This window comes from Microbulbifer mixtoriginis (SeqCode) (genome assembly GCF_052467515.1).
Genome location: NZ_CP174314.1, coordinates 4,247,259 through 4,271,805 on the forward strand (window position 1 = coordinate 4,247,259; position 24,547 = coordinate 4,271,805).

17 protein-coding genes are annotated in these 24,547 nt (G+C 53.7%); 3 read left to right on the forward strand and 14 right to left on the reverse strand.

Features of this window, described 5'->3' with window-relative positions; all coding sequences use genetic code 11:
• Nucleotides 1-12: 12 nt before the first annotated feature.
• The 7 genes from tssM to ACJJIT_RS18290 all read right to left on the reverse strand — a co-directional run bounded on the left by tssM (nucleotide 13) and on the right by ACJJIT_RS18290 (nucleotide 10,729).
• On the reverse strand, nucleotides 13-3,552 hold the full coding sequence (gene tssM, locus ACJJIT_RS18260) for a type VI secretion system membrane subunit TssM (RefSeq protein WP_444899258.1): 3,540 nt from the start codon (nucleotides 3,550-3,552) through the stop codon (nucleotides 13-15).
• Between the two features lie 53 nt (nucleotides 3,553-3,605).
• Nucleotides 3,606-4,472 (reverse strand): type IVB secretion system protein IcmH/DotU, encoded by an 867-nt coding sequence (icmH, locus tag ACJJIT_RS18265; protein WP_252084221.1) that lies wholly within the window; start codon nucleotides 4,470-4,472, stop codon nucleotides 3,606-3,608.
• A gap of 1 nt (nucleotide 4,473) precedes the next feature.
• Complete coding sequence (gene tssK, locus ACJJIT_RS18270; protein ID WP_444883473.1) at nucleotides 4,474-5,811, reverse strand: type VI secretion system baseplate subunit TssK; 1,338 nt, start codon at nucleotides 5,809-5,811, stop codon at nucleotides 4,474-4,476.
• Nucleotides 5,812-5,877: 66 nt separating this feature from the next.
• Nucleotides 5,878-6,495, reverse strand: coding sequence for a type VI secretion system lipoprotein TssJ (gene tssJ / locus ACJJIT_RS18275; RefSeq protein WP_252084219.1), 618 nt, complete (start codon nucleotides 6,493-6,495; stop codon nucleotides 5,878-5,880).
• A gap of 23 nt (nucleotides 6,496-6,518) precedes the next feature.
• Nucleotides 6,519-8,306: a type VI secretion system-associated FHA domain protein TagH gene (gene tagH / locus ACJJIT_RS18280; protein WP_444899259.1), complete on the reverse strand. Its 1,788-nt coding sequence runs from the start codon at nucleotides 8,304-8,306 to the stop codon at nucleotides 6,519-6,521.
• A 133-nt stretch (nucleotides 8,307-8,439) separates the two neighbouring features.
• Nucleotides 8,440-9,939, reverse strand: a complete 1,500-nt coding sequence (locus ACJJIT_RS18285) for a type VI secretion system contractile sheath domain-containing protein (RefSeq protein WP_444899260.1) — start codon at nucleotides 9,937-9,939, stop codon at nucleotides 8,440-8,442.
• Nucleotides 9,940-10,009: 70 nt separating this feature from the next.
• A complete protein-coding gene (locus ACJJIT_RS18290; protein WP_444899261.1) occupies nucleotides 10,010-10,729 on the reverse strand; it encodes a transposase in 720 nt (239 codons plus the stop codon).
• Nucleotides 10,730-10,919: 190 nt separating this feature from the next.
• Between ACJJIT_RS18290 and ACJJIT_RS18295 the strand changes: the two genes are divergently transcribed.
• From ACJJIT_RS18295 to ACJJIT_RS18305, 3 genes are all read left to right on the forward strand, one after another.
• Entirely contained in the window at nucleotides 10,920-11,783 is an 864-nt protein-coding gene (locus tag ACJJIT_RS18295) for a Stp1/IreP family PP2C-type Ser/Thr phosphatase (protein WP_444899262.1), read from the forward strand.
• Nucleotides 11,784-11,806: 23 nt separating this feature from the next.
• On the forward strand, nucleotides 11,807-14,887 hold the full coding sequence (locus ACJJIT_RS18300; protein WP_444899263.1) for a DUF6531 domain-containing protein: 3,081 nt from the start codon (nucleotides 11,807-11,809) through the stop codon (nucleotides 14,885-14,887).
• Nucleotides 14,888-14,969: 82 nt separating this feature from the next.
• Nucleotides 14,970-15,992 carry a succinylglutamate desuccinylase/aspartoacylase family protein gene (locus ACJJIT_RS18305; protein ID WP_444891552.1) on the forward strand — a complete coding sequence of 341 codons (1,023 nt, stop codon included), beginning with the start codon at nucleotides 14,970-14,972 and terminating at the stop codon, nucleotides 15,990-15,992.
• Between the two features lie 7 nt (nucleotides 15,993-15,999).
• Here ACJJIT_RS18305 and ACJJIT_RS18310 read toward each other — a convergent pair whose 3' ends face one another.
• From ACJJIT_RS18310 to hflX, 7 genes are all read right to left on the reverse strand, one after another.
• Nucleotides 16,000-17,220: a lytic murein transglycosylase gene (locus ACJJIT_RS18310; protein ID WP_444899264.1), complete on the reverse strand. Its 1,221-nt coding sequence runs from the start codon at nucleotides 17,218-17,220 to the stop codon at nucleotides 16,000-16,002.
• Between the two features lie 170 nt (nucleotides 17,221-17,390).
• Nucleotides 17,391-18,044: a PAQR family membrane homeostasis protein TrhA gene (gene trhA, locus ACJJIT_RS18315; protein WP_252084211.1), complete on the reverse strand. Its 654-nt coding sequence runs from the start codon at nucleotides 18,042-18,044 to the stop codon at nucleotides 17,391-17,393.
• 142 nt (nucleotides 18,045-18,186) lie between these two features.
• The gene (locus tag ACJJIT_RS18320; RefSeq protein WP_252084210.1) at nucleotides 18,187-19,509 is read right to left on the reverse strand and encodes an adenylosuccinate synthase; all 1,323 of its coding nucleotides are present in this window, start codon (nucleotides 19,507-19,509) and stop codon (nucleotides 18,187-18,189) included.
• Nucleotides 19,510-19,636: 127 nt separating this feature from the next.
• Nucleotides 19,637-20,830: an ATP phosphoribosyltransferase regulatory subunit gene (locus ACJJIT_RS18325; protein ID WP_444899265.1), complete on the reverse strand. Its 1,194-nt coding sequence runs from the start codon at nucleotides 20,828-20,830 to the stop codon at nucleotides 19,637-19,639.
• Nucleotides 20,831-21,018: 188 nt separating this feature from the next.
• Entirely contained in the window at nucleotides 21,019-21,891 is an 873-nt protein-coding gene (gene hflC, locus ACJJIT_RS18330) for a protease modulator HflC (RefSeq protein ID WP_252084208.1), read from the reverse strand.
• Nucleotides 21,892-21,902: 11 nt separating this feature from the next.
• On the reverse strand, nucleotides 21,903-23,045 hold the full coding sequence (gene hflK, locus ACJJIT_RS18335; RefSeq protein ID WP_252084207.1) for an FtsH protease activity modulator HflK: 1,143 nt from the start codon (nucleotides 23,043-23,045) through the stop codon (nucleotides 21,903-21,905).
• A gap of 145 nt (nucleotides 23,046-23,190) precedes the next feature.
• Nucleotides 23,191-24,522: a ribosome rescue GTPase HflX gene (gene hflX, locus ACJJIT_RS18340; protein WP_252084206.1), complete on the reverse strand. Its 1,332-nt coding sequence runs from the start codon at nucleotides 24,520-24,522 to the stop codon at nucleotides 23,191-23,193.
• Nucleotides 24,523-24,547 lie beyond the last annotated feature (25 nt).

Sequence of the window (24,547 nt, forward strand, 5' to 3'; positions counted from 1 at the left end):
ACTCACTCCCTACTACAGAGTCTCCGGGCACCGATAACCACGCAGTAAACTGCGATCGAAAGGATTATTTACATTCGAAGCCACTAGTTTGAATTGTGCTTTCCGCCCTTCTTCAGAGAAGGTCACCAAACGCTCCGCATTGCTTCGCCCTGTCTCAAGATCTGAGCTTGCAAGAAGTCGATACCAAGCCCAATCTCCTTCGAAATGTTTACGGTGTACGGTTTCATTGAGATCTTCAAAGATAATCCGCACCCGATTACTCTCACCACCGCGCCAGGTAAGTTTTTTACTGGTCTTGGGGCCATGCGAATAGGGAACACGCTGATCTCCCAGCTCAAGTTCAAACAGGCGCACACTGGAATCCAGCTTGGTTGGCTCTATACGGAAAGAATAAGCTGCGCTTTCTCCCGATTTAAAGAAGGTCTTACGAATCTTCTCCGCTCTACGCAGCTGAGACAGCGTTTCAGTTGAAAGGCTCATACCCTGCCCTTCCACATACTTCACTTTCCAATTTCTAGTATCGACGAAAGGCTTTAAGTATTCAGTAACAAACTTTTGCTCAATGCCCCCAGGCTTGAAGTATTGATTAAATTCAATAACTGGTACTTCCTGGTCCCGGTCACTGCGCAGCGGATAGCGATTTGCCAGGCTGCTGGCGTAGCTTTGATAAACTTGCTCACGCCATACCCGGTTTAGATGCCCCTTGGCTTTCGACATAACCAGAGCCCAAGTGCTGTCAGCAATTTCGGTCAGCCATTTATCAAAAGGCGCCGGCGCATTGGCCGCTTTGACTCTTAGCTGCTTAATCGCATCGCCGCCCCCAGCAAAACGGGCTTTGGCACTGGCGAACGCCGCTTCATTGGAGTCTGGAGCACTGTCAATTTCAGTCAGATATTCCTGAATCTTATTGATAGACTGGAGATACTCCTGAACCCGTGCGGGTCTGCCTTTCTCGCTTTGTGTAATGCGCTGTATTTCCTCAAAGCGCACATCGACAATATTAGGCTTGTATCGGTCCTTCAACGCCCCTGCCGCGCTATCCAGTGCCGCACCACCGAGTCGGCGAGTTGTACTGGATACCGGTAATGGCACCCCCTTGGCATCCACCGACAGCTCCGGTCGCAATGTCAGGCGTGTGTTATCCGAAGTAATTTCCGTGATTGCCAGTAATGGGGAATAAATTGGGTCTGACAGGGTTGAGAGAACCTCAAGCGCCTGGGAAGTGCTGTTGAATCTGCGAATGCTGAAACCGCCAAGGAAGGATTGCCAGTGCTGAAGATACTCCCCCAGATAAATACGCTTTACATCCTCGCCAAGTTTCGTCCGGTCGGCTTCGGTAAAGTCCTCACCACTGAGTTCCCCACCGTAGATCCAGCGCTCATCCGCCATAGTGGTCATCAACTGGGAATCTGCACCAAAGTCCACGTCCTTATAACCCGCCTTGGTATATAGGAAGGGGGTGCTAAAGCGTGAATCGCCAGCTCTCACACCAAACACCTGTTGGGTATCACCGCCGATTTCCTGATACAAGTCGACAGAGGTCTGCCCAAGATCGCTATTTTGCAATTGCGCAAACAGCCTTTGCGGCACAGGGATGCGTCGCAGCTGTTGGCGGGCGCGAGCCACTACACGCTCATTTTGTTGAACACTTTCAGGTATTGGACGCGCCAACAATTGATCGAGGTGGTAGCGTAAATTATCTTGCTCCTGAGCTTCGCCGGGTAATTGGCGTTCCCAGCGGGCACTGTAGTAGCCCTCAACGGTCGTGATGTCCAATTTGTCCGGGTTGAAGAACATCAGATAGGTTTTGAGGGTACTGACCAGTGCAGGGTCATCACTCCCCAAGCGACTGAGGTTACTTTCAATATCTCGCAATAGCGCCGGTAAAAAGATCTCTTCAAGCTTTTGCCGATAGAGGTTATCCAGCGTCTGATCTATACGGGTGTCATACAAGCCCAGATTGGAGATCCAGGGGTGCTCCTCGCGGTCATACACCGAAGTCGCCTGCCGCAAGGGTTCGAGCATCTGCAAAACATTTGCCGGTGTAGGCCTCTTGCCCTTAAGCTTTTCCTCGGCTTGCTCATAGGCCGCCAGGTGGTCATTGACTTCACCCATGGACAATTTGTTGGATGCGAGACTGCCACTCCAGAGAAAGATCGAACCCACAAATGCCGCAGCTAAAGTGACATATACCCCTCTGCGCAACCACAGGTTAGCGCTCTCTACCTTGCGATTGACCCCCACCAATTCAGCTTCGGGGAATACCACATCCTTGAGCAGGCGATTCAGGAAGAAACTTTTTCCAACCCCCTGGAATTTGGGCCCAACACTGCGCTCCAGGCCAAAATCCGCTGTTACCGAAGCCATCATACGGTCTACCGGGCTGCCCTCCTGGGTACCACTGGTAAAATATATACCGCGAACCATAGGCACAGTTTCATAGCGGTTTGGCTCGAAGGTCTGCTTGATAAAGTCCGCTAAAATATCTGACAAACTCTCCATGCGGGCGGGAAATCCCTGCAGCAGCGCGCGCTTCTCAACATTGCGCTCCTGGTGCACACGCCACAATACCCTCTGATTTAAGCGCTCAATCAGCTGGTTAAACTCGGCCCTGAAGTTATCCAACGGCGCGCCGACAGCGGCATTGGCTTCACGGGGAAAACTCATACCCCAGACCTGCTCGCGCTCCGCCTGTGAAAGGTTGTCAAAAAATTCACTAAAGCCCGCTACCAAATCACACTTGGTAAAGGTGAGGTAAATAGGGAAACGTATACCCAGCTCCTGCTGGAGTTCATTCACTCGCGAACGAATCGTCTTGGCCTGATGTTGGCGCTGCTCATCGGTCTGTACCATCAGGTCCTGCAAACTGATGGCAACCAGGGCACCATTAATCGGCCTGCGACGACGATAGCGTTTTAATAGCCCGAGGAATGCTCGCCAGGCACTGTTGTCGTAAACCCGGTGGCTGTCCTGAGTGGTATAACGGCCGGCGGTATCGATCAAAACTGCATCGTTGGTAAACCACCAATCGCAATTTCTCGTGCCGCCAACTCCTCCCAGGGCTTCTTTACCGTGGCTTTGCGCCAGGGGAAATTCCAACCCTGAATTTACCAACGCAGTAGTTTTGCCGCAGCCGGGTGGACCAATAATGACGTACCAGGGCAGCTGGTACAGGGACACCTTGCCCTTCTCTGACTTAAAACGAGCGTTGCGCAATACATCCATGGCCTCGCGGAAACGCCCCGATAAAGCCTCAAGCTCCTCGAGGGAATGCTCTTCATCCGGATCCTGGGTATCTTCCTGAGACTCTTCAATGCCCTTAATCAGAGCCTGGTTTTGGCGCCGTTCAACCAGCCACTGGCTCAGGTTCCACACCAACCAAATTGCGAAAATAAAAACAATGATGGTAATGCGAACTGTATGGGACAGTGTGGCGTTATCACTGCCAAACTTGATGTAGTCCGCCCCAAACCAAATCAGAACAGACAGGGCTGCGAGGCCGATAATGCCAAGCACCCATTTATTGGTAAAAAAGTCGCGCAAGCGTTTCATGAATAGCTCCATCTCCCGGGCTCAATCGGCACCGGATCAATTCGGTCCGAGTGTCACCCTTCCCCTTGCGGGGGCTCGCTGTCACTGCCTGTTAATTCCACTACTCGGTCAGCCACAGGGGTAGTCGTTTCGTAAAGCCACCAGCGATAGCCGCTGTAGGTGGCAACCAACAACCCCAGTGCGACGCTCATAATCACCCACAAAGGCATGTAGTGAATCAGGCCCGACTTGCGCTCGACACAACCCTGCCAGTGGGGAGAGAGATCACGGTCCATTGCCGATTTGTGCTGCTCTATGGTCCGATAAAGCTCATCGCGAATCTGCTCAATCTGCTCGTGGCCCCGCTGCACCAAGCGATACTTGCCTTGAAAACCGAGACTGAGGCAAAGATAAAAGAGCTCTAACAACTCCAGGTGGGAAGCAGGGGTTTCCAGCATACGCTGCAGAATGGAAAAACATTTCTCACCACCAAACGTCTCCTTGTGGAACAGGCTGAGCAACGAGTGCTGACTCCAACCACTCGCCGTACCCCAGGGCGTAGTCAGCACCACTTCATCCACAACGGTACACAGCAGATAGCGCGCGGTAAGCACTGCCTCAGGGGCCAGGCCCAGCTGTTTGGATTCCCGCTCAAATGCCTGAATTTCCTTGGTCAGCCGCTTGTGCAGATCCGGCACATTGGAGTGATTCATGGTAGTGCGCAGCTTGATAATCACCCCCAGCAGCTTGGAGGCTGCGGAGACCAGGGGATTCAAACTATTGCGAATCTGCATATCCGCTGAACTGCCGGGATTGGCAAAGAACTGCGGCTGTGCAGATGAACCGGGCTGCACCGGAGCTGCGGCACCTGGAGTGGGAATCATTACGGTCCTGTCACCTGCATTGGGCGACGGTGGAGTGCTGAAGCTGTCGTTGCTCATATCAATTATTCCTTATGGCCCAGAGCTCCATGGTCAGCCCCGGGAATTCCGCGCCGAGATGCACCGCAAAGCCTCCAGATCTCTGCATGGCCTGCCAAAGCTCACCGCTGCGCTCCATTTCGAAATAGGTAAAACCCGCGTGATAGGGAATTTGTCTCGGCGCCACTGGCAAGGGGCGCAATGACAATCCCGGCAGCTGAGCGGAAATCAACTCACGGATAGCTTCCACTGGCGCCACTTTGGCCTGCGTGGGGAAACGACTGCGCAACAGGTCGCCGGGCATATCGGCTTTAGCAGCCATCACGAAGCTGGCCGTTTTCAGTAGCGAGGGATCGGAGACCGGGGCCACATAAATACCAAACTTTCTCTGCACCAATTCCATGGCAATAGCAGTCTGCTCCAGAACTGTAGAGAGCGACTGGCGCAGGGCTGAAAACAACCCAGCAAAGCTGAGTTGTAGGTTTTCGTGCGAGTAACTGGGGATTTCCGGTGGGCGCTTGGTCGATGAAGTAAATGTCGACAGCTCACCAGCCAATTGCAGCAACTCCACAAACAAACTGTGCGGGTGCAGGCGTGGCTGAGCTGTAATTTGTTTTAGCAGGGGTTCAAAACGATTAATAACCTGCAGCAACAGGTAATCGGCAATCTCTGCTGAGCCGCTGCGGCCACTATCACTCAAGCGGTGTCCCAGCGCGGAGCCGCGGTGATCCAACAGGCCTTTAACCTCTTCGATATAGGCTTTGATTACCGCTGAAGTCTCTGCATTCAATAGCGGTGGAATATAGTCAGAATCCAACTCGACCGGTTTCTCCGGCTGGCGCTCGCGTATTCTGGCGATACCAATAGACGCGTACCCACTGAGATCATCGCTCTCAAGCTTGAGACACACTCGCAGTTTGCCCACCTGGATACGGGCAGACTCCCCGGAGGCTGCGGCACTATTGCGCGCATCGAAGTTTGCTGTCTGGTAGCGCGCCTGGGGAAAATCTTCCTGGTCACGGATGGATTCCTGGCTGCCGGGACGCTTCATCGGTACACATAGATAGACGATCTCATCGCGGGTGTTAACCGGCACATCCAGGACATCCGGTAGGATTTCATTTTCCGGTGCAAGAATTGGCGTACCATCGGGAAATATCGCACGTACACGGGATAGCGATATCTTTCCCATAGAGAGCGGTTCACTATCGATCGCCAGCTCCAGCACACCCCAGGTATAGGGCCCCAGCGAAGCTGTGCGAGCCTCAACTAACTGTTCGAGATAGCGGTCCTGCTGCTGGAAATGTTGAGGGCGTAAAAACATGCCCTCACTCCAGATCACCTTGTTGTTAACCGACATATGTCTTCCTTGTAAAACCCAATTCCACTTGAAGTGGGCTTAATTAAACCTGTGCCGAGCGACGCTCTACTTGGATTTTTCCGCTTCCTGAAGACGCTTCTTCATCAAGTCATAGTCCTCACTGGAAATTGTCACCGTGTCGCCCTTCTTCCCACTGGTATCGTTGCGAGATAGCGGTGAAACAATGCCTCGGCGTCGCTTGGCGATATTATCGGGTGTGCCGATACGCGTGTCGGCCAGGGCAATCTGATAACTATTCTTTTTGTGGTCGGTTATCGGCAGCACCATGAGTGCATCGGCTTTTTGATACTGCACAAATTCTGCCAATAAACCGATGTACTTCACTTCTGGAGTCAAAGGCAGCTCTTCCACACGCTGCTCACCAGGTGCGAACTCCTTCAGGATAACGGTATCAAGGAGATCCTTGCCGAGACGGGATTCCGCATTTTCATAAAGATTAAGGAAATCCTCTCGGGCAAACTGGCGGTCATCTGCCAACATAAACACACGCACTACCACCGGCGATGCACGACCATCATCGTCCGGATTGACGTCACTGCGGATGTTGACCGAGAGCTCGACACTGGTATCCAGATTCAGGGTGCGCCTAGTTGTTTGGCACGCTGCCAGACTGACTACCAGTATTCCGAGTAGGGTGAATTTCAGTAACTTTGTTATGGACACGACCAATTCCCTCTTCCGATCTATTAATTTTTCAGCTGTCTGGCGTTCTTCAGCTCAGACAACTGGTTTTCATAAGTCACAGCAAACTCATCACCGAAAAGCTTGCGGTAACAAGCATCCGGATCGCCCACTAATTCCCGATACATCGCGCTGAAGCCCTCCCATTTCTTTGCATTCTTATTGCCGAATACACCAGAGGTATTCCCCAGGCGACGTTCAATATTGTCCGGGCTGAAATACTGCAACATCGCACTGTAACCAGCGCGCATCCCCGCCAGCACCGCGACCTGGTGATCGGAGAGATCATCGAAACTATCCTGCACCGCCTCCTTGGGCTGTAAAAAAGCACCATTACCGGCGAACATCGCCTCCAGCGCATCTCTTTCCGTGGCACTGAATTTCAGTGGGTTATTCGCCTCTGTCTGGATCATAGTGCGCTGTACACGCAGCTCATTCTTGATACTGCTGCGCGCACGTAGGAGGTCGATCAGGCGGGAAACCGTTTCGCGGACGATCTCCGCGGCCTGTTGATCGGCTATTTGTTGTTGCCCGGGATTCATATTCAGGCCCAGCGTTGCCGCCAGCACACTGGATACCGGAGGAACCGGGGCTGGCTGCACCGGCGCTACCGGTACTTCAGGCGCCGGGCTCTGCTGAACAGGAGCCGGTTGTTGCAATTGGGAAAAGCTCTGCCCCTGAGAGGCAAAACCCATAGGGCTTGCAGGAGGCGCCTGTGCAGTATCAAAGCCCGGTGCGCCCGCTACCTGTTGTCCCTGTATTGCCGCAAAAGAATCCGCAAAAGGATTATCCTGTGGAGCCTGTGGAGCCGGTGGGGCTTGTGGCTGCATTTGTACCGGGGGTGGTGACACTGGCGTTGGGGTGAACTGGGGCCGCTGTTGGGCAACTGGCTGTGATGGGGGCGCAAGCGGAGGCTGAGGAGCTACCTGGGGTTGCGGAGCTGGTGCCTGGAAAGATTGCGGCTGAGGTGCTTGAGGCTGTGTGGAGGGAGGAGCCTCAAATGACTGGGCCGGAGTTTGTGGAGCAATTTGCACAGAGTGTTGATCTGCCGGCACATGGTCCTGGGCACTGCCATCTTTCCACCACTCATCATCGGACCATTGCCCTGGCGCCGCCTGCCCTTGGGGTTCGCTACCAAGTGAACCGAGTCCCTGCACATCTGACGCCCCGAAAGACTGAGGCTGCTCAAAAGCCGACATGGGGTCCAGTGGACCCGGATCTGCAGCCAGTAAATCATCCTGCGCGGGAGCACTCTGACTACTCTGTGGGACGTAACCCCATTCGCCAGACTGGGAAATATCGTTGCTGCCACCGGGTTCCAACCAGTTATCCAGCTGCTTTGCCTCCGCTTGGCTCTGCATCTTGGCCATAGCACTGGCATTGAAGGTGGTGCGATCGGAAGTATCAAGAAAATCGGCACTGCCCAATCCCTTTGGCAGGTCACTTTCGGCCTGAGGCTGTCGCAACGTCACCTTGAGGCGATATTCACCCACATTGATGATATCCCCCTCGTTCAGAGGGAGTTTATTGCCTTTACCCAGCGGGTTATCGCCATCGTTATGATAGGTACCGTTAGTGCTGGTATCTGTCAGGAAAAATTGCCCATCACTGAAAGAAATTTGCGCGTGCTGAGATGAGACAACACGTTCGGGATCGGGTAGCACCCAGTAATTATCAGCAGAGCGCCCCAGACTACCCCCATCTTTAGTGAACAGTTTGGTGTGCTTGAGCATATTGGCCCCTGCGGGGTCGGCCAATACTGAGAGAATTAGATCCATGTCTTCCTGACTCACACAGTTGTTGTACTTCGCTCATCCGCTGGGACACAAACTACCAAAGAGAGCGAAAATGATTCGGGCACAATGGCCTTCCACACAAGAAATTCAAACCCGGCCTACAGAGAATGCCGTGACCGGGAAATACTTTTTAACTCCAGGGCCCTTTTAATTCTCCACCGGCGAGAGATCTCAAACTGGGGAGGACAATCTGATCGCGGCCCTGTACCGAGCGCATAGTACTCAGCCCCGCCTGACTAAACTCTGCTGCTGCACGATCGGTAAGCAACGCTTCAGCACAGGGGGTAATCCACTGTCCCTGGGGCAGTTTACGCAGATGCAAAGGCAGGCTTTCATAGGTTGCAGAGGTGGGAGCCTGGAATCTGCCAGTTGTGGAAAAACCCTGGCAGATAGCCAAGGCGAGCAGATAGGCACTATTACCCCACTGATAGTATTGGTGGCCCTGATCGGGGGTTAGTTCTTCAAAATCAAAATGCTCAGTGGTGGAGGTCTCACGGCCAAATGGCAGCCGTAACATAAAGCGGGGGGCAGCCAGTGCAACATACTCACTGGCGGAGTAATCCCGTACCGCCTGCCAGCTTTCGGCAAAGCGCTCACTCAAGGGATAATACCAATCGTCTGGATCAACCGATCCTGCCAAGCTGGGACAGCCGGCCAATTTGGTGTCCCCTCCAAGAAGCAGAGTACTTCCAGCCGCTTCCGCAATAGTGGAGAGATCAATCAACAGATGCAGATCCCTCTCCTCGTCCGTAATAAAAAAGTCACCCAACACGAGGTTGTAGGGACGGTCACCGGCGACTGTTTCACGCTCAACCAGTAATTTAAAAACCTGAGACTTTTCCAGATCGCTCTCAGCACTGGCAAAATCGGCAAGCAGCTCTTCCTTGCTGACATCAATCAGGTGCAGCTGCAAATTTGGGTGTTCGTCTAGTCGCCTCATCAAGAAATGCAGACTGAGCCAGCTCGCCTCCAACTGGCGGAAATCACTATGATGCATCACCTTGCGCATAGTGTCAGAGGTCGCCTCTGCCAAGGCGTTTAAATACTCCCCTTGCATGGGGTCCACACTTTTTTGTACATAGGGGGCAACAATGTCCCTAATCAGTTGATCCACCTGGAAAGCGCTGCCATTTTCCCTAGCCAGGCGCTCGCGACCCGCCGCGAGAATCTCATCGAGGATTGACTGCTCAGATGAATAATCCGCAGCCTCTTGTCCGGTTTCAGTCAGCTCCGGTTTCCATTGACGAATCTCCTCTGCGGCTTGCTGGAATTGGCCAGGATCACGCAGGCGTTGACCGAGCGCTATAAAATGTTTGAAAAGCGGTAGGCGGCTGTAGAGGTAATCCGGGTGTAAATCATCAAAACAAGGTAATTGCAGCGGCTCATCCATCACCGGCAACTGCAGGCTCACCCTAAGATCACTGAATACTCCTTCAAAAGTATCCCGGTTCAGCACATATACCCTGCGCTGAGCAATAGTCTCAGGCTCGCACTGACGACGGCTGGAGCGACCACTAAAATCGCCCAAGATTGCGACTTTTAGAATATCACTGCCATGGTCCATGGTTTCTTCCTTTTTATTTTTATCGCCGTGGATTTGAAATCCGGCAGCTATAGTGGCTTTGCTCACAGTTAATTATCCACAGGTAAAAAAAATACGCAGCACAACGAAACCTCTTGTACTCATCATGCGTTTTTATCTATTTGGTTTCCATTACTTGTTTTTCGATTTTATTCGACTTTCTTGGTCGTCCCCTTTTCAGCGGACGAACCCTCTGATTGGCGATTTGTTCAATCTTATCTTTAAAAGCATCTCCACCCAGAACATGCCCCAACTTAATGGTTTCAGCGATGTAATCCAGTAGCCGGCTATCAAAGCTATAGCGAAAAAGCTGGCGATAAGCCTGTGCACGTTGCCCGGCATTTTCACCCAAGTCGGTATATAAACGATGATCTTTAATCAAATTATCATGCTTAGTGTTTACATGATGATTGAAACTTGACCACTGATAATTTCCCAGTGAGTCAGCAAGTCCCAAATAAAGAGGGCGCAGTTCCACATAGCGGTAGCAGGTCAGCAAGTAGGCATCGGAGTCAATCAAGCTGGATTTATAACGCCCTCGCCAAATGGTGCCGGAACGCTTGTAACGGTGATTGACAAACTGTACGTAACGACGCCCTAGAGATTGCATCATTGAAGGTATGCCATCTGGAACCCTCGGGGTGGCAATAATCTGAATCATATTGGGCAGCAGGACGTATGCATGCACATCCACATGGTACTGATCAGCAGCATTGCGCAAACTAATCAAATAATATTGATAATCCTCCTCATCAAAGAAGCACGGCAAATTATTGTGACCAACTTGCACAATATGCTGAGGGATATCTATTAGATTGAGCCTGGGCAAACGAGGCATTTTGCCAGCAAATCCTTTTTTATAAGGCGCAATGCCTTTCTAGTGATGAATAAAGGTTTTATTATCGCAAATCAGGGAAAAAAATTTCAAACTTAGTCTACTGCCAAGTTAACATGAACTCTGGTTAGTGGTTGTAATCATGTTACGCTGCATTTTGTTGCTATTTAAATAAAGGGGAGTTGCACCAGACATGGATCAGATAAGTCTGGCGGTCAACGGACGTACTGACATTGGTCAAGTTCGCGAGGAAAACGAGGATAGTATTCGCTGGTATGCCAGCGCCGACCAACCTTTCGCCTATATCGTGATAGCGGATGGTATGGGGGGATACACAGGCGGTGCCACAGCTAGCAAAATAGCGGCAGAAACTGTTCAATTCCATTTAGAAGACCTTTTAAAACATACCTTTCTCTCCTGCACACCCGAGCAACAACAATTGATTTTACGCGCGACTTTGATCGACGCTATCAACAGTGCCAACAACGCCCTCCTAAACACAAAAAATACCAACCCTCATTTTGCAAAAATGGGAACAACAATTGTTGTCGCCGTTATGTGGCACGATTTCCTGATCGTCGCGCATATTGGTGATTCTCGCGCTTATCTATGGAATAACTTCGGCTTACAGCGCCTTACACGCGATCACAGTGTTGTTCAGGAAATGATAGACAGTGGTCAAATAAGCGAGGAGCAGGCACAGCAATCCAGTGTACGAAATCACATAACCCGCGCTTTGGGCGTTTCCAATTCTGTAGAAGCAGAAATTAATAGCTGGAAATTAACAGAGAACGCTTTGCTATTACTCTGCACTGATGGCTTAACTGAATATCTGGACGATCATGCGATTGAGCGAGTGCTTGCCACTCACCGCCCTGCTCTGGAGTGTGTTTATCGCTTTATTGATGATGCCAACAGAATGGGAGGACGCGACAATATCAGTGCGGGTATTCTTGAATACTCCTCCCAACCCGCAGCGCAGATACTCGCACAAGAGCAGAGCGAAACCCAAAGACCAAAATCACCAGATGTAACTATCAGAAAAGCGCAACGATAAAACTGTTTGCCGGAAGCTGAAGAATGACACCGGAACGTCTCACCCAGCTGGTCCCCAACCTGCTCAAAGTCTTAAGCCCCTCCACAGCCACCTTCCCCCAGGGAAATCCTGCGGCAGCCTATCGCTGGGTGGAGGCTATTGAAGAACTTCCCGAGGCCCAAATTACTGACGGCCACCACCGACCTCTGTGGCCAGAACCACCCACTGTCGAGGTCAACACCTATACAATTTCAGCTGCACCTGAAGTCGAGCTGTTACCCGGAGTCAATGAGGGCCCAGTTCAATTTATTAATACACCCGGTACCAACCCACTGGGGACTCATGTCCCCGCTCTTAGCCGGTGCCGTCGGGTACACGAACAGGTAATCATTGCAACCGGCGAACTGAACTTCGAATGTGTGGACCTCACAATACCGGGGCCACTGCCATTTTCTTGGAAACGATACTACCGCTCTAGTATCGATGAAGACAGTGGAATTGGAGCTGGCTGGCGTCATTCACTGAGCGAACAGTTACTGGTGCAGGATAACCAAGTAGAACTGTTTAATGCCGAAGGCCGCAAGATTCAATTCCAGTTACCCGCGATTGGGCACGGCTGTTATAACCGCTTCGAACGACTGCTGCTATTCCGGCAGAGTCTGCACAGCTATCGACTCTCCACCTTTAATGAGCCCGATAAAATTTTTCGCGCAGATGGAGTCAACAGTGCACTCCCGCTTACCGAGATTCGAGATCAGTTCGGCAATTCCCTAACCATTGATTACAGCGAAGGGTTACCCAGAAAAATTGTCAGCTCCTGGGGGCGGGTACTCGACTTCGAAAGCCGCGGCGGGCGCCTTACCAAACTGCTGAATAACCACGCTCCCGACGATCAGCGCAATCTGTGCAGCTATGAATTCCAGGGCGGTCTACTAACCGAAGTCCACAGTAACCACGATCTGGAGAGCTATCACTATCACGATTTATTGCTTGTGCAAGCGCACAGCGGTGTGAGTGGCAAGCGTCAATTTGAGTACGACCTGCAAGGGCACTGCCACAGGCTGATACAAGAGGAGTCGGAAACATTATTAACCTGGCAACACAACCGTGGGAATTGCCAGGTAGAAAATACTGATCGAACTCCACAACAGCTGCACTTCAACCAGTTCGGCCAGCTCACCAAAGAGCGTCAAGGGCAGCGGCAAAAAAGCTGGCTCTACGACTGTTACGGGAATCTCTGCCAGCAGATTAACGCAGATGGACAGCGTACCTTCTTCCGCTACGATGAATTTGGCCGCTTGCGGCGCATCACCGAAGGGAGCAACAGCAAACGTTATTTATACAGTGAAGACGGCTACCCACAGGCAGTACAGTTAAGTGAACAACAATCATGGCTGTTCACTTACAGTGACAAGGGACGGCCACAGGCAATTATCGACCCGGAACAGCAAGAGTGGAAATTGCTCTATAGCGATCGCGGTTTGCTCTCGCAAATTACAGATCCCGAGGGCGGCTGCATTGAGTTTACCTGGGATGGCCAGGGGCAGTTACAAACGGTGCGCCGAGGGGAAAAGCAGTGGGGTTTCGAATACGATCACTGGCAGCGCATGACCACGCTGGTCGTCAATGGGGAAACTTGGCGTGAGTGGCGCTATGGCCCCACCGGCGAATTACGCGAGTCCCACATAGGCAGCTACCAATATGGAATCGATTACTGCGAGCGTGGCCAACCCCACGCCATCCATGCCAGTAACAGCCAAAGCTTGCAGTGGGACTACGATAGCTGCGGCCGTATTTGCCAGATACATTTCGCCGATGGCAACCAATGGGCTTTACACCACAATACCCAGGGCCAGTTGACCCAGCTGCAAACCCCCACCGGAGATTACTGCTGGCAATATGATGGACTCGGCCAACTGATCAGCCACCGCACCCCGGACAAGCGCCAACTCACTTGGAACTACAACGTTGATGGCAGCCTTAGTGAATACTGTGATAACGACTGCCGTTGGTACTTCCACTATTACGACAGAGGCACCCTCGCCAGCATACGCAATAATAATGGCCAAATTAATGAGTTCCATTACGATGCTGAAAAACGCCTGATTCAAGCTAACAATTTACATTCATCTGTCCGTTTTAAATACGACCGACGCAACCGGGTTATCGCCGAGAACCACGACAGCAGTGACGTGCGCGATTTCAGCCTGAGGTATCAGTACGATTCACGCGGCTGGTTGAAAAGCGCCAGCTCCGACAACCTCGACTTGGCCTACACGCTCACACCCTGTGGCGCACTTTACGGTGTGGATGCCAATGGCGAGCCGGTGCTGCGCAGTGAGTTCAAAGAGCAAAACACTATTCATATTCAGGGAGAAGTGCGCAGTACGGTCAAACATCGGTTTGGAAGCCCTTTTAGCCTGGAAAGTGGACTCGCCCTCGCTTGGCAATTCGATAAGTGCCCCCCGCTACAGCTCACTACTCCAATACGCCAGACCGGGTTTCCCCAGGCACAAATCGACAGGGATAAGCGCGGCAACGTGGTCGCCGAGCGGCAAATTCCCGGGCGCAGAGATTATCAATACCAGTACGACGGTTGGGGGCTGATGAGCACCGCAGAATGCGGCGATTTTAAAACTTATTTCCGCTATGACCCGTTCGGGCGCCGTCTGAGTAAAACCTGCACCCATCGCAAATCGTCACGCCAGCGCCGGGTCACCAGCAGTTGGAGTGGCCTGGGCATCTGGGCTGAAGCACACCAGATCGATGGTAAATCCCGCGGCATCGGCCATTGGATAACACACCCCTTAAACGGATCCGTACTCTGCCACTGGAGCTCCGGCCGCTGTGAGTACTATCACACTGACTCACAGGGAAAACCGCTGGCTATTTTCGACGCACAGGGCACGGTGCAATGGTCTCAGGGAAAAGATGCCGAGGACAGAAATGGCCGAGCTTTTGGACAAACTCCTGGCCCCTGGCGCGGTATCGGCTTAATCGCCGATATTGAGACTGGCCTGTGGTACACCACTTCCGGATATTGGAATCCCGCCCTGCAAATGTGGCTGAACGGCTCAAGGATTTTCTCTCACACTACGTCCAATATGCCGCTAATCAGGCTCTAAAATCCTACTGGCGCCCCTCACCGGGGCCCACCCTGGCCTGCTCTATTCCCTAAACTTAGAGCTCTCAATTGCGAACGTAACCATGCAAGAATCCCCGAACTTTGAAATTGGCGGTATCGCAGTGGCCAAGGGGGAATCCCGCCATATAGACCTGCCTGTAGTCAGCCTCTACACCAATACAGAAATGGCCATACCCGTTTATGTACAGCGCGGTAAACGGGAGGGTCCCACGATTTTTGTCTGTGCGGCCGTGCACGGCGATGAGCTGAACGGCATCGAAATCATCAGCCGTTTGATTCAGAGCCGCAGTCTAAAATCCCTTCGCGGTAACCTGATTGCCGTACCTATGGTCAATGTCTACGGTGTGCTCCAGCACACCCGCTACCTACCCGATCGCCGCGACCTCAATCGCAGCTTTCCCGGTTCTGCCAAAGGCTCCCTGGCTGCGCGTATGGCCCATGTGTTTCTGCGTGAGATAGTGGCCAAATGCGATTACGGCATCGATCTACATACCGGAGCCGCCCACCGCAGTAACCTTCCCCAGGTGCGCGCCAATCTCGACGACGATGTGACCCGTGCTATGGCCAAGGCTTTCGGTGTACCCGTATTGCTAAATGCATCGATTCGCGATGGCTCCCTACGCCAGGCGGCCGCAGATCGGGGAGTGAGAATCCTCCTCTATGAGGCAGGAGAAGCCCTGCGCTTTGATGAGTTGTGCATTCGCGCTGGCCTGAAAGGAGTGACTAACGTTCTCAGGCATCTGGGTATGCTCCCGGTAAGGCGCAGACGCAGCTTGATAGAGCCCTTTATCGCTCGTAGCAGTGGCTGGCTAAGAGCCGGCGACAGCGGCATAGCCACCCACCTTAAAGCGCTTGGTGATCAAGTGTACGCAGGTGACCTGCTCGCCACTGTTGCCGACCCCTATGGCAATGAACTAGACCAGGTACGCAGTAATGGCGAGGGAATCATAATCGGCAAGCAGAACATCCCACTGGTGCAGGAGGGCGAGGCGATGTATCACATCGCCTATTTCCACGAACCCCAGGAGGTAGTTGAAAACCTCGAGTTATTGCAGGACAGCCTACTACCGGATGAGAACTTTTAGAGGCGCCCTACTGTTTCTGAAGCAACTCCAATACCTCTTTGCTGGGAAAGCCCTTCTCCTCCACACCGGCGCTCTTCTCGAAAGCCTTTATCGCTTTTCGGGTTCCCGGACCAGCTTTACCATCAATCTCACCACTGTAGAAACCCTTCTGCTTCAGCAGTTTTTGCAACTGTTCAACTTGACTGCCGTCGAGGGGAGTAAATGGGCGGTTCCAGTCTTTCACCAGCGGCGCGCCGCCGCCAATACGATCCGAAAGTAAACCAATGGCTATAGCATAACGATCGGAGTTGTTATAACGCTTGAGTACAAAGAAATTCTTAAATACTAGAAAAGCCGGACCATTGCGCCCATCAGGCAGCTTCAGCTCCGCCACCGCTTTCTTACTTGGAAAGGGCTCACCATTGGCGCGCTTGACTCCGAGCTTTTCCCACTCCGCAACTGTCAATTTGCCGCCCGGCATTTTCTTGGCGGGAATGGTGACCTCATAGCCCCAGGGCTTACCTTTCTGCCAGCCATTACTGGAAAGTAAATTAGCAGCGGTAGCCAGTGCATCCGGCACCGAATTCCAAATATCACGCTTGCCGTCGCCGTCGATGTCTACGGCATAAGCTTGGTAGCTGGTGGGGATAAACTGCGTGTGCCCCATAGCCCCTGCCCAAGATCCAAGCAGGTGTTGACCTTCAACATCACCGGCCTGCAGGATTTTCAGTGCTGCCAACAACTGCTGTCGACCAAACTTCTTGCGCTGGGGATCTGCATAGGCCAGGGTTGCGAGAGAGCGGATTACACTGCGCATTACCGTCTCATTGCCAAGAATGCCTCCGAAGCTCGATTCCACCGACCAGATTGCCAGTAGGATATTGGGGTCCACACCGAAGCGCTTCTCGATTTTATCGAGCCAGGGCTGCATCTTCTCTTTTTCCCGCTTGCCCCGCTCGATAGCGCGCTTTTGCACACGGTTGTCGAAGTACTGCCACACCGGCGCCTTGAATTCCGGCTGGTAACTGGCTCTATCCAGCACCCACTGGTCAGGAGAGGTAATGCCTTTAAAAGCCTGGTCGTAAACCTGGGGGGAAATCCCATTCTTAATGGCCGTTTGGCGGAACTCCTTTACCCACTTTTCAAAAGCCGGGTCCGGCTTATCGGCAGCCTGAGCCTGTAGAGTGAATAACGTCAAACAGAGGGTAAGAACATAGAGCAGTGCGGGGAACCGTTGCAATCTGGGCATGGGAGTACCTTTGACACGACATTTCGCTCGCACAAGGTTAGAACGAGCCTCTCTCTTCCGGAAGGCGGATTTCTCCAATGGTGTCATCCGCTTGATCCGTCATTAATGGGGACAGTGGAGTCGAAAGGAAGTTCTGGTGATGGCGAGGCCCTGTGACCAGGGCCACAAAATCAGGGAATGACGTAAAAGAGTACGGCGAAGAAATGCAAAATACCGCCAGCCAGAACAAATAGGTGCCAAATAGCGTGGTGAAAACGCAGGCTGCGCCACAAATAAAAAGCAATACCGCCGGTATAACAGAGCCCCCCCAGCACCAACAGCCATAGGCCACCGGTCTCAAGACTATTCGCCAGGGGCTTGATTGCAGCGATAACCACCCAGCCCATCAGGGCGCTGAGGGTGATCGACAGTGCACGGATCTTTTTCAAGGGAGTGAACTGGATAATCAGGCCCAGCAGTGCCAAGCCCCAGATAATGCCAAACAACCACCAGCCCCAGGGCCCGCGTAGGGTCACTAAGGTAAAGGGCGTATAGGTGCCGGCAATCAGCAGAAAAATCGAGGAGTGATCCAGAGTTCGCAATATCGCCTTGGCGCCTATATGGCTGACGGCGTGATAAAGAGTCGAGGCGAGGAAACAAAGAATCAGGGTGGAGGCATAGACACTGGAGCTGACGATATGCCAGGCATCCCCGCGCAGTGCGGCGAAACCAGTGAGAACACCCAAACCAGCAATAGCCAGAACGGCTCCGATACCGTGGGTTACGCTATTGGCAATCTCTTCAGCAAAGCTATAGCGGCTGGCAACGGAAACGGAAGAGGTCATAAATTGGCCCGATTGAATTCTGGTAGCGAGTGGCTTCAAAACCACTCGACCGATAACTTGAATCAGGTCTAATGATCAAAGGCCTCACTAAAAATAGCAAGGCCAGGGTTTGACCGTAGATTCACAAGCAGGCTTTAGAGGCTTATACGCTCGCGTTATGGATTCCCATTTCACATAGAGCGGAAGAGGCGCGGACGATAGTCTCATTGCGGTCCGGACCTGTAGAAACAATATCTACCGGCGCACCCACCAGCTCCTCGATACGGGCGATATAAGCCTTGGCATTAGCCGGCAGGTCCGCCTCACGACGCACCCCGAAGGTATTCTCTGTCCAGCCAGGCATGCTTTCGTATACAGGCTCTACCCCTTCCCAACCGGCAGCGTCGAAAGGTACCGGTACTTCTTCTCCGGCACTGTTGCGGTAACCGACACAGATCTTCACTTCCTCGAGACCATCGAGCACATCCAGCTTGGTCAGGCACAAGCCGGAGATACTGTTGATACGAATAGCATGACGTACGGCGACCGCATCGAACCAGCCGGTGCGACGCTGGCGCCCGGTAGTGGCACCAAATTCATGTCCCTTCTCACCCAGGTGACGCCCTACTTCACAGTCGAGTTCGGTGGGGAAAGGGCCACTACCAACGCGGGTGGTGTAGGCCTTGGTGATACCCAGTACGTAATCCAGGTAGAGGGGGCCAAAACCAGAACCAGTGGCGGTGCCGCCAGCAGTGGTATTGGAGGAGGTCACAAACGGATAGGTACCGTGGTCAATATCCAGCAGGGAACCCTGAGCCCCCTCGAATAGGATGTGCTCACCCTGTTCGCGGGCCTTATGCAGCTGGTCGGCCACATCGATGATCATCGGCACCAGTTGCTCACGCCAGATCTTGGCCTGCTCGAGAGTGTCCTCGTAGCTCACCGGATCGACTTTGTAGTATTCGGTCAGGGCAAAGTTGTGGTAGTCGATCAGCTCCTTGAGCTGATTGCAGAAGTTCTCCCAGTTACACAGGTCACCGAGGCGCAGACCGCGGCGGGCAACTTTGTCTTCATAGGCGGGACCGATACCGCGACCGGTGGTACCGATTGCTTTGGCACCGCGCGCCTTTTCACGGGCCTGATCCAGTGCCACATGCACCGGCAGAATCAGGGGACAGGCTGGGGACAGACGCAGGCGCTTGCGCACTGGAACACCGCGCTCTTCCAACTCAGACATTTCCTTGAGTAATGCTTCCGGTGACAGCACCACACCATTGCCGATCAGGCAGGTCACGCTGGGGCGCAGGATACCGGAGGGGATCAGGTGCAGTACGGTTTTCTCACCGTCGATCACCAGGGTATGGCCGGCGTTGTGTCCGCCCTGAAAGCGCACCACCAGGGAGACCTGTTCTGTCAGCAAATCGACAATTTTACCCTTGCCTTCATCGCCCCACTGGGTACCCAGCACTACTACATTCTTGCCCATCTGTATCAATCTCTAACTCAGGTTTCGTTCTGCAGGAGGCCGAGAGGCCCCTACATCAATGAATCTTGCGGGGTTCACCGCACCAATATAGGCACATTATTGGCACATCCGCTGCGCCCGCCTTTGTTCAATCCCGGGGCTTTACCATCCAGGAGTCGCCCTCGAATACCAGCTCGCGATCACAGCGCGAATGAAGATCGCTCTCTGCACTATCGGAAAGAGTGGCAATGACCACCTCTCCCCGCTCGCGCAGCTCATCAATTGCGCGCCACAGCCCGGCGCCCTGGGGACCACTTACCTCCGGCGCGAGTATGGCGCCCTCAGCGGGTATCGCGCTGGTACCCAGCGTGTTGAGAGCCACTAAATCACTACTAAAGCCCGTTGCCGGGCGGTCCCGGCCAAATACTGCACCGATACCGTTGTAGCGGCCACCATTGGCGAGTGCCTGCCCGTGGCCCGGTGTGTAAGCGGCGAATACCAAGCCGGTTTCATAGTCGTATCCACGCACTTCACTCAAATCGAAGAACAGGGTCACCGCCGGGTAGCGCTGCCCCAGAGCCTCGGCGACCTGCTGCAGATCAGACAAAGCATCCAACAGAGCCTGCGGCGCTCCCGCCAACTGAGTGGCGGCTCGTTCCAGGCAGTCGAGCCCGCCGGCAAGACTGGGGAGAGCTTGCAGCCAGCCCGATACCTGTGAATCACTAATATTCTCAGACACCCAGCTGTAAACATCGGCACTGGCCTTGTTCTGCAGCAGCGCGGAAAGTTCTTCACGCTCACTGTCACCGAGCCCGGCTGCCTCGGCGAGACTTCGGTAAATCGCTACGTGGCCGAGGTCCAAATAAATATCTTCTACCCCGGCAACCTGCAGGCTCTCCAGCATCAGGGAGATCACTTCGATATCTCCGCTGAGGCTGTCCACGCCAAACAATTCCGCACCTATCTGGATCGGCGCACGCGAGCCCATCGCGGTACGTGGCCGGGTGTGCAGGACCTGGCCCGCGTAGCACAGGCGGTTAGCCCCCGCACGAGGAAAACTATGCGCATCGATACGCGCGGTCTGCGGGGTAATATCGGCGCGAATACCGAGTGTGCGGCCGGAAATCTGGTCTGTGACCTTGAAGGTGCTCAGGTCGAGATCACGCCCCATACCAACCAGCAGGGACTCGGTGAATTCCAACATTGGCGGTATCACCAACTCGTACCCCCAGCAATGGTAGAGGTCCAACAGTCGGCGGCGCAGGGTTTCAACTTGAACAGCTCCCGCGGGCAAAATCTCCGCGATGCCATCCGGCAGCATCCAACGATCGGCTTGAGTCATGGTGAAACGGACTTTTCAGAGTTAATGAGGCGCGTCGGCTTCCACAAAAAAACCGGGCGAGGCCCGGTTTGCGTGATTTTAGCACCAACTGCCGGCAGGAAGGTAGGGCTGTCGCAAGGACAGCCACGACCTCGGGCAAACAGCTGGGGGTTAGGGATAATCCGCTGCCATTTGCCCCGCAAGTTGGTTTATTGCCCTTTAGGGTCCTTCAGATAGCGGAAAAACTCACTATCCGGATCCACCAGCAACATATCGGATTTGCTGCGGAAAGATTCCCTATAAGCCTGCAGGCTGCGCGTGAAGCGGTAGAACTCGGGGTTCTTGGTATAGGCTGCGGCATAAATCGATGCCGCCTCCGCATCCCCAGCACCACGCAGTTCTTCGGCCTGGCGGTAGGCCTCGGACTCAATCACCACCTTTTGGCGATCGGCATTGGCTTTGATCCGCTCACTGGCCTCCTGGCCTTTGGCTCGGTGATCCCTTGCCTCCAGCTCACGGCCTGCACGCATACGCTGGAACACGGACTCGGAGACTTCTGGTGGCAGGTCGATGCGCTTGACGCGCACATCGATCACCTCCACACCCAAGTCGCCCTGAGCAACCTTATTCAGGTTTTTGGTGATCTCCGCCATCAGCTCATCGCGCTCACCACTGACTACCTCATGCAGGTCACGCACACCGAACTGGTTACGCAGCTGATCGTTGATCCGCTCAGACAGTAGACGCACCGCATTGCGCTCATCGCCACGGGTAGCAATGTAGAACTTACTCACATCCGAGATACGGTATTTAGCGTACGAGTCCACCATCATGAACTTGTTTTCGCTATTGAGCATACGCACCGGGCTTGAATCCACAGTTTGGATACGAGCATCAAACTTGCGCAGCTTCTCCGCAAACGGAATCTTGAAGTAGAGACCCGGCTCGGTATAGGTGCGCACCAGCTCACCAAAGCGCAGCAACACGGCCTTTTCCGTTTCCTTCACCACGAAGGCGCTGGAGGAAACCAACAGGACGACAAGCAGCAGTGCAACAATAATTCCCAAAGATTTGTTGTTCATTCCATCACCTCCTAGCGAACAGTCTGGCTGCGGCGGCTGCTGGCGGCATCCTGGCGCAGGCGCTCGACGATACGCTGGTAGACCTCTTCGATTACGATCGGGGAGGTGTCTTTACGTTGGACAGCCTGGGATGTGCTCTCTTGCGTCAGCTTATCCAGCGGTAGGTACATCATGTTGTTGCCACCCTCGACATCAACCATCACCTTGGAGGTGTTAGACATCACATCCTGCACCGCATCCAGGTATAGGCGTTCGCGGGTCACTTCCGGCGCGCGCTCGTATTCGGACAGCAGTTTCTCGAAGCGCACCGCCTCACCGCGGGCACTCTCTACAACGCGTGCCTTGTAGCCCTCGGCCTCTTCGATAATTCGCTGTGCCTGACCGCGGGCAACCGGAATCACTTGGTTGGCGTAGGCCTGGGCTTCATTTTGCAGACGCACCTCATCCTCGCGAGCCTTGGTTACATCGTCAAAGGCATCCTGCACTTCGCGGGGCGCCTTGGCGTCAGTCAAGTTCACCACATCAATGCGGATACCCGTCTGGTACAAATCGAGGTACTCCTGCAGGCGCTGTTGGGTGTCGGTGGATACTTGGGTCCGGTTTTGCGAAATCACACCGTTCAGAGTGAGAGAGCCCACTACGTGGCGCAGGGCACTGTCAGTGGCCTCCTGTAGACTCTTCACAGGTTCGCGTACACGCAGTACAAAAGACTCCGCATCACTTACCTGCCATTGCACGGTCAATACCACTTCAACGATATTGGCATCTTCGGTCAGCATCTGTCCGGTGGTGCGCTCGGTACGCACCTCAGTCATATTGACCTTGGTTACACTGTCTATCAACGGTGGATTCCAGTGCAGGCCGGCCGATTCGGTCGAGTGGTATTTACCAAGGCGTAAAACCACCGCCTGTTCGTTGGCGTTGACCTGATAAATACCGAGTCCCGCATAAATTAATACCGCGATAACAATCACCAGCATCCATGGGAACTTACCCGTTCCGGTGCTTGGGCTACCGCCAAACAATCCGCCGAGTTTCTGCTGGACTTTGCGGAACAGCTCGTCGAGATCCGGTGGGCCATCGTTATTGCGGTTACCACCGCCGCCACCCCAAGGGTCTTTGCCGTTGTTACCACCCGGTTCATTCCAGGCCATCTAAATTACTCCAACTCTGATCATTTAAGCTTTGACTCCGGCGGATTCTAGCATTCCCCGCCGGCAAAATATTGCCGCCAGACCTCTGCTGAAGGCAAGTTTGTCGCAATTGGGGCCGCATCGGCCACACGAAAATGTGCTGGCGCTAGTGTTCTTGCGCCTCATTATCATCGGGAAGTGCCTCTTTTGGCAGCCACTCCGGCTCTTCACCACCATCTGTAAATGGGGCCAGTAAACGCTGGAAATCACTGCGCGGAAGCAATAACTGCAATTCGCAATCGCCATTATCCCGATAGTGTTCGCTCTGCACCGCGTTGATCTGGTAGAGCTGTGCGCGCAGGCGGGATTGCTGTGGTTTTACCACCAGCAGCCCCTGTACCATCTGCTCTCCCAGGCGCTCTGCAATCGCCTCCACCAGCAGGTCACAACCAGCACCGGTCACCGCAGAGAGCCAAACCGCACGCGGTACCCCCTCTTCATCGCGGTCAATGCGGGGCTCACTGTCGGCGAGCAGGTCGATTTTGTTGTACACCAGCAGCTGCGGGATATCCGCAGCACCAATTTCTTCCAGTACGGTCTGAACCTCTTCCATCAGGTGCAGACGATCTTCCGCGGCGGCATCCACCACATGTAGAAGCAGCGTTGCCTGCGCAGCCTCTTCCAGGGTCGCGCGGAACGCCTCCACCAGTTTGTGTGGCAGGTGCGAAACAAAACCTACCGTATCAGCAAGGATCATGGCGCCGACATTGGGTAATTCAACCCTTCGCATAGTAGGGTCTAGGGTCGCGAACAGTTGATCGCGCACATACACGTCGGCATCAGTAAGCCTGTTAAACAGTGTCGACTTACCGGCGTTCGTGTAACCCACCAGGGAAACCGTAGCCACTTCGGCACGGGAGCGCGCACGCCGGCCCTGCTCTCGCTGACGGCGAACTTTTTCCAGGCGCTTCTCAATGGAATCGATACGCGCGCGCAATAAACGCCGATCCGTTTCCAGCTGGGTCTCGCCCGGTCCGCGCAAACCGATACCGCCTTTCTGCCGTTCCAGGTGGGTCCATCCTCGCACTAGGCGGGTGGTCATATGGCGCAACTGTGCCAGCTCCACCTGCAATTTACCTTCATGAGTACGCGCGCGCTGGGCGAAGATATCCAGGATCAGGCCGGTGCGATCCAGCACCCGGCACTTGAGTTCACGCTCAATATTGCGCTCTTGGCTGGGTGAGAGGGTGTGATCAAAGATCACCAGCTCGGCACCCTGCTCTTTCACTTCCTGGCGAATCTCTTCCAGCTTACCTCGACCAACAAAGGTTTTAGGGTCTGGAGTGGCACGTTGTCCAAAAATAAAACTGACCGGATCGGCTCCGGCAGAGAGGGCCAGCTCCTCAAATTCGCGAGGATCATCGGGGCTGTCTATAGCGGAGAGTTCAAGGTGTACCAGTACTGCCAGTTCACCAGATTCCGGTCGATCGAAAAACAATGGGAAATCTCTATATGAGGAAATG

What these genes read in the sequence shown, in the direction of transcription:
- tssM (WP_444899258.1), bottom strand. Translation starts at nt 3,552, where the DNA reads ATGAAACGCTTGCGCGACTTTTTTACCAATAAATGGGTGCTTGGCATT.
- icmH (WP_252084221.1), bottom strand. Translation starts at nt 4,472, where the DNA reads ATGAGCAACGACAGCTTCAGCACTCCACCGTCGCCCAATGCAGGTGAC.
- tssK (WP_444883473.1), bottom strand. Translation starts at nt 5,811, where the DNA reads ATGTCGGTTAACAACAAGGTGATCTGGAGTGAGGGCATGTTTTTACGC.
- ACJJIT_RS18290 (WP_444899261.1), bottom strand. Translation starts at nt 10,729, where the DNA reads ATGCCTCGTTTGCCCAGGCTCAATCTAATAGATATCCCTCAGCATATT.
- ACJJIT_RS18295 (WP_444899262.1), top strand. Translation starts at nt 10,920, where the DNA reads ATGGATCAGATAAGTCTGGCGGTCAACGGACGTACTGACATTGGTCAA.
- ACJJIT_RS18300 (WP_444899263.1), top strand. Translation starts at nt 11,807, where the DNA reads ATGACACCGGAACGTCTCACCCAGCTGGTCCCCAACCTGCTCAAAGTC.
- ACJJIT_RS18305 (WP_444891552.1), top strand. Translation starts at nt 14,970, where the DNA reads ATGCAAGAATCCCCGAACTTTGAAATTGGCGGTATCGCAGTGGCCAAG.
- ACJJIT_RS18310 (WP_444899264.1), bottom strand. Translation starts at nt 17,220, where the DNA reads ATGCCCAGATTGCAACGGTTCCCCGCACTGCTCTATGTTCTTACCCTC.
- trhA (WP_252084211.1), bottom strand. Translation starts at nt 18,044, where the DNA reads ATGACCTCTTCCGTTTCCGTTGCCAGCCGCTATAGCTTTGCTGAAGAG.
- ACJJIT_RS18320 (WP_252084210.1), bottom strand. Translation starts at nt 19,509, where the DNA reads ATGGGCAAGAATGTAGTAGTGCTGGGTACCCAGTGGGGCGATGAAGGC.
- ACJJIT_RS18325 (WP_444899265.1), bottom strand. Translation starts at nt 20,830, where the DNA reads ATGACTCAAGCCGATCGTTGGATGCTGCCGGATGGCATCGCGGAGATT.
- hflC (WP_252084208.1), bottom strand. Translation starts at nt 21,891, where the DNA reads ATGAACAACAAATCTTTGGGAATTATTGTTGCACTGCTGCTTGTCGTC.
- hflK (WP_252084207.1), bottom strand. Translation starts at nt 23,045, where the DNA reads ATGGCCTGGAATGAACCGGGTGGTAACAACGGCAAAGACCCTTGGGGT.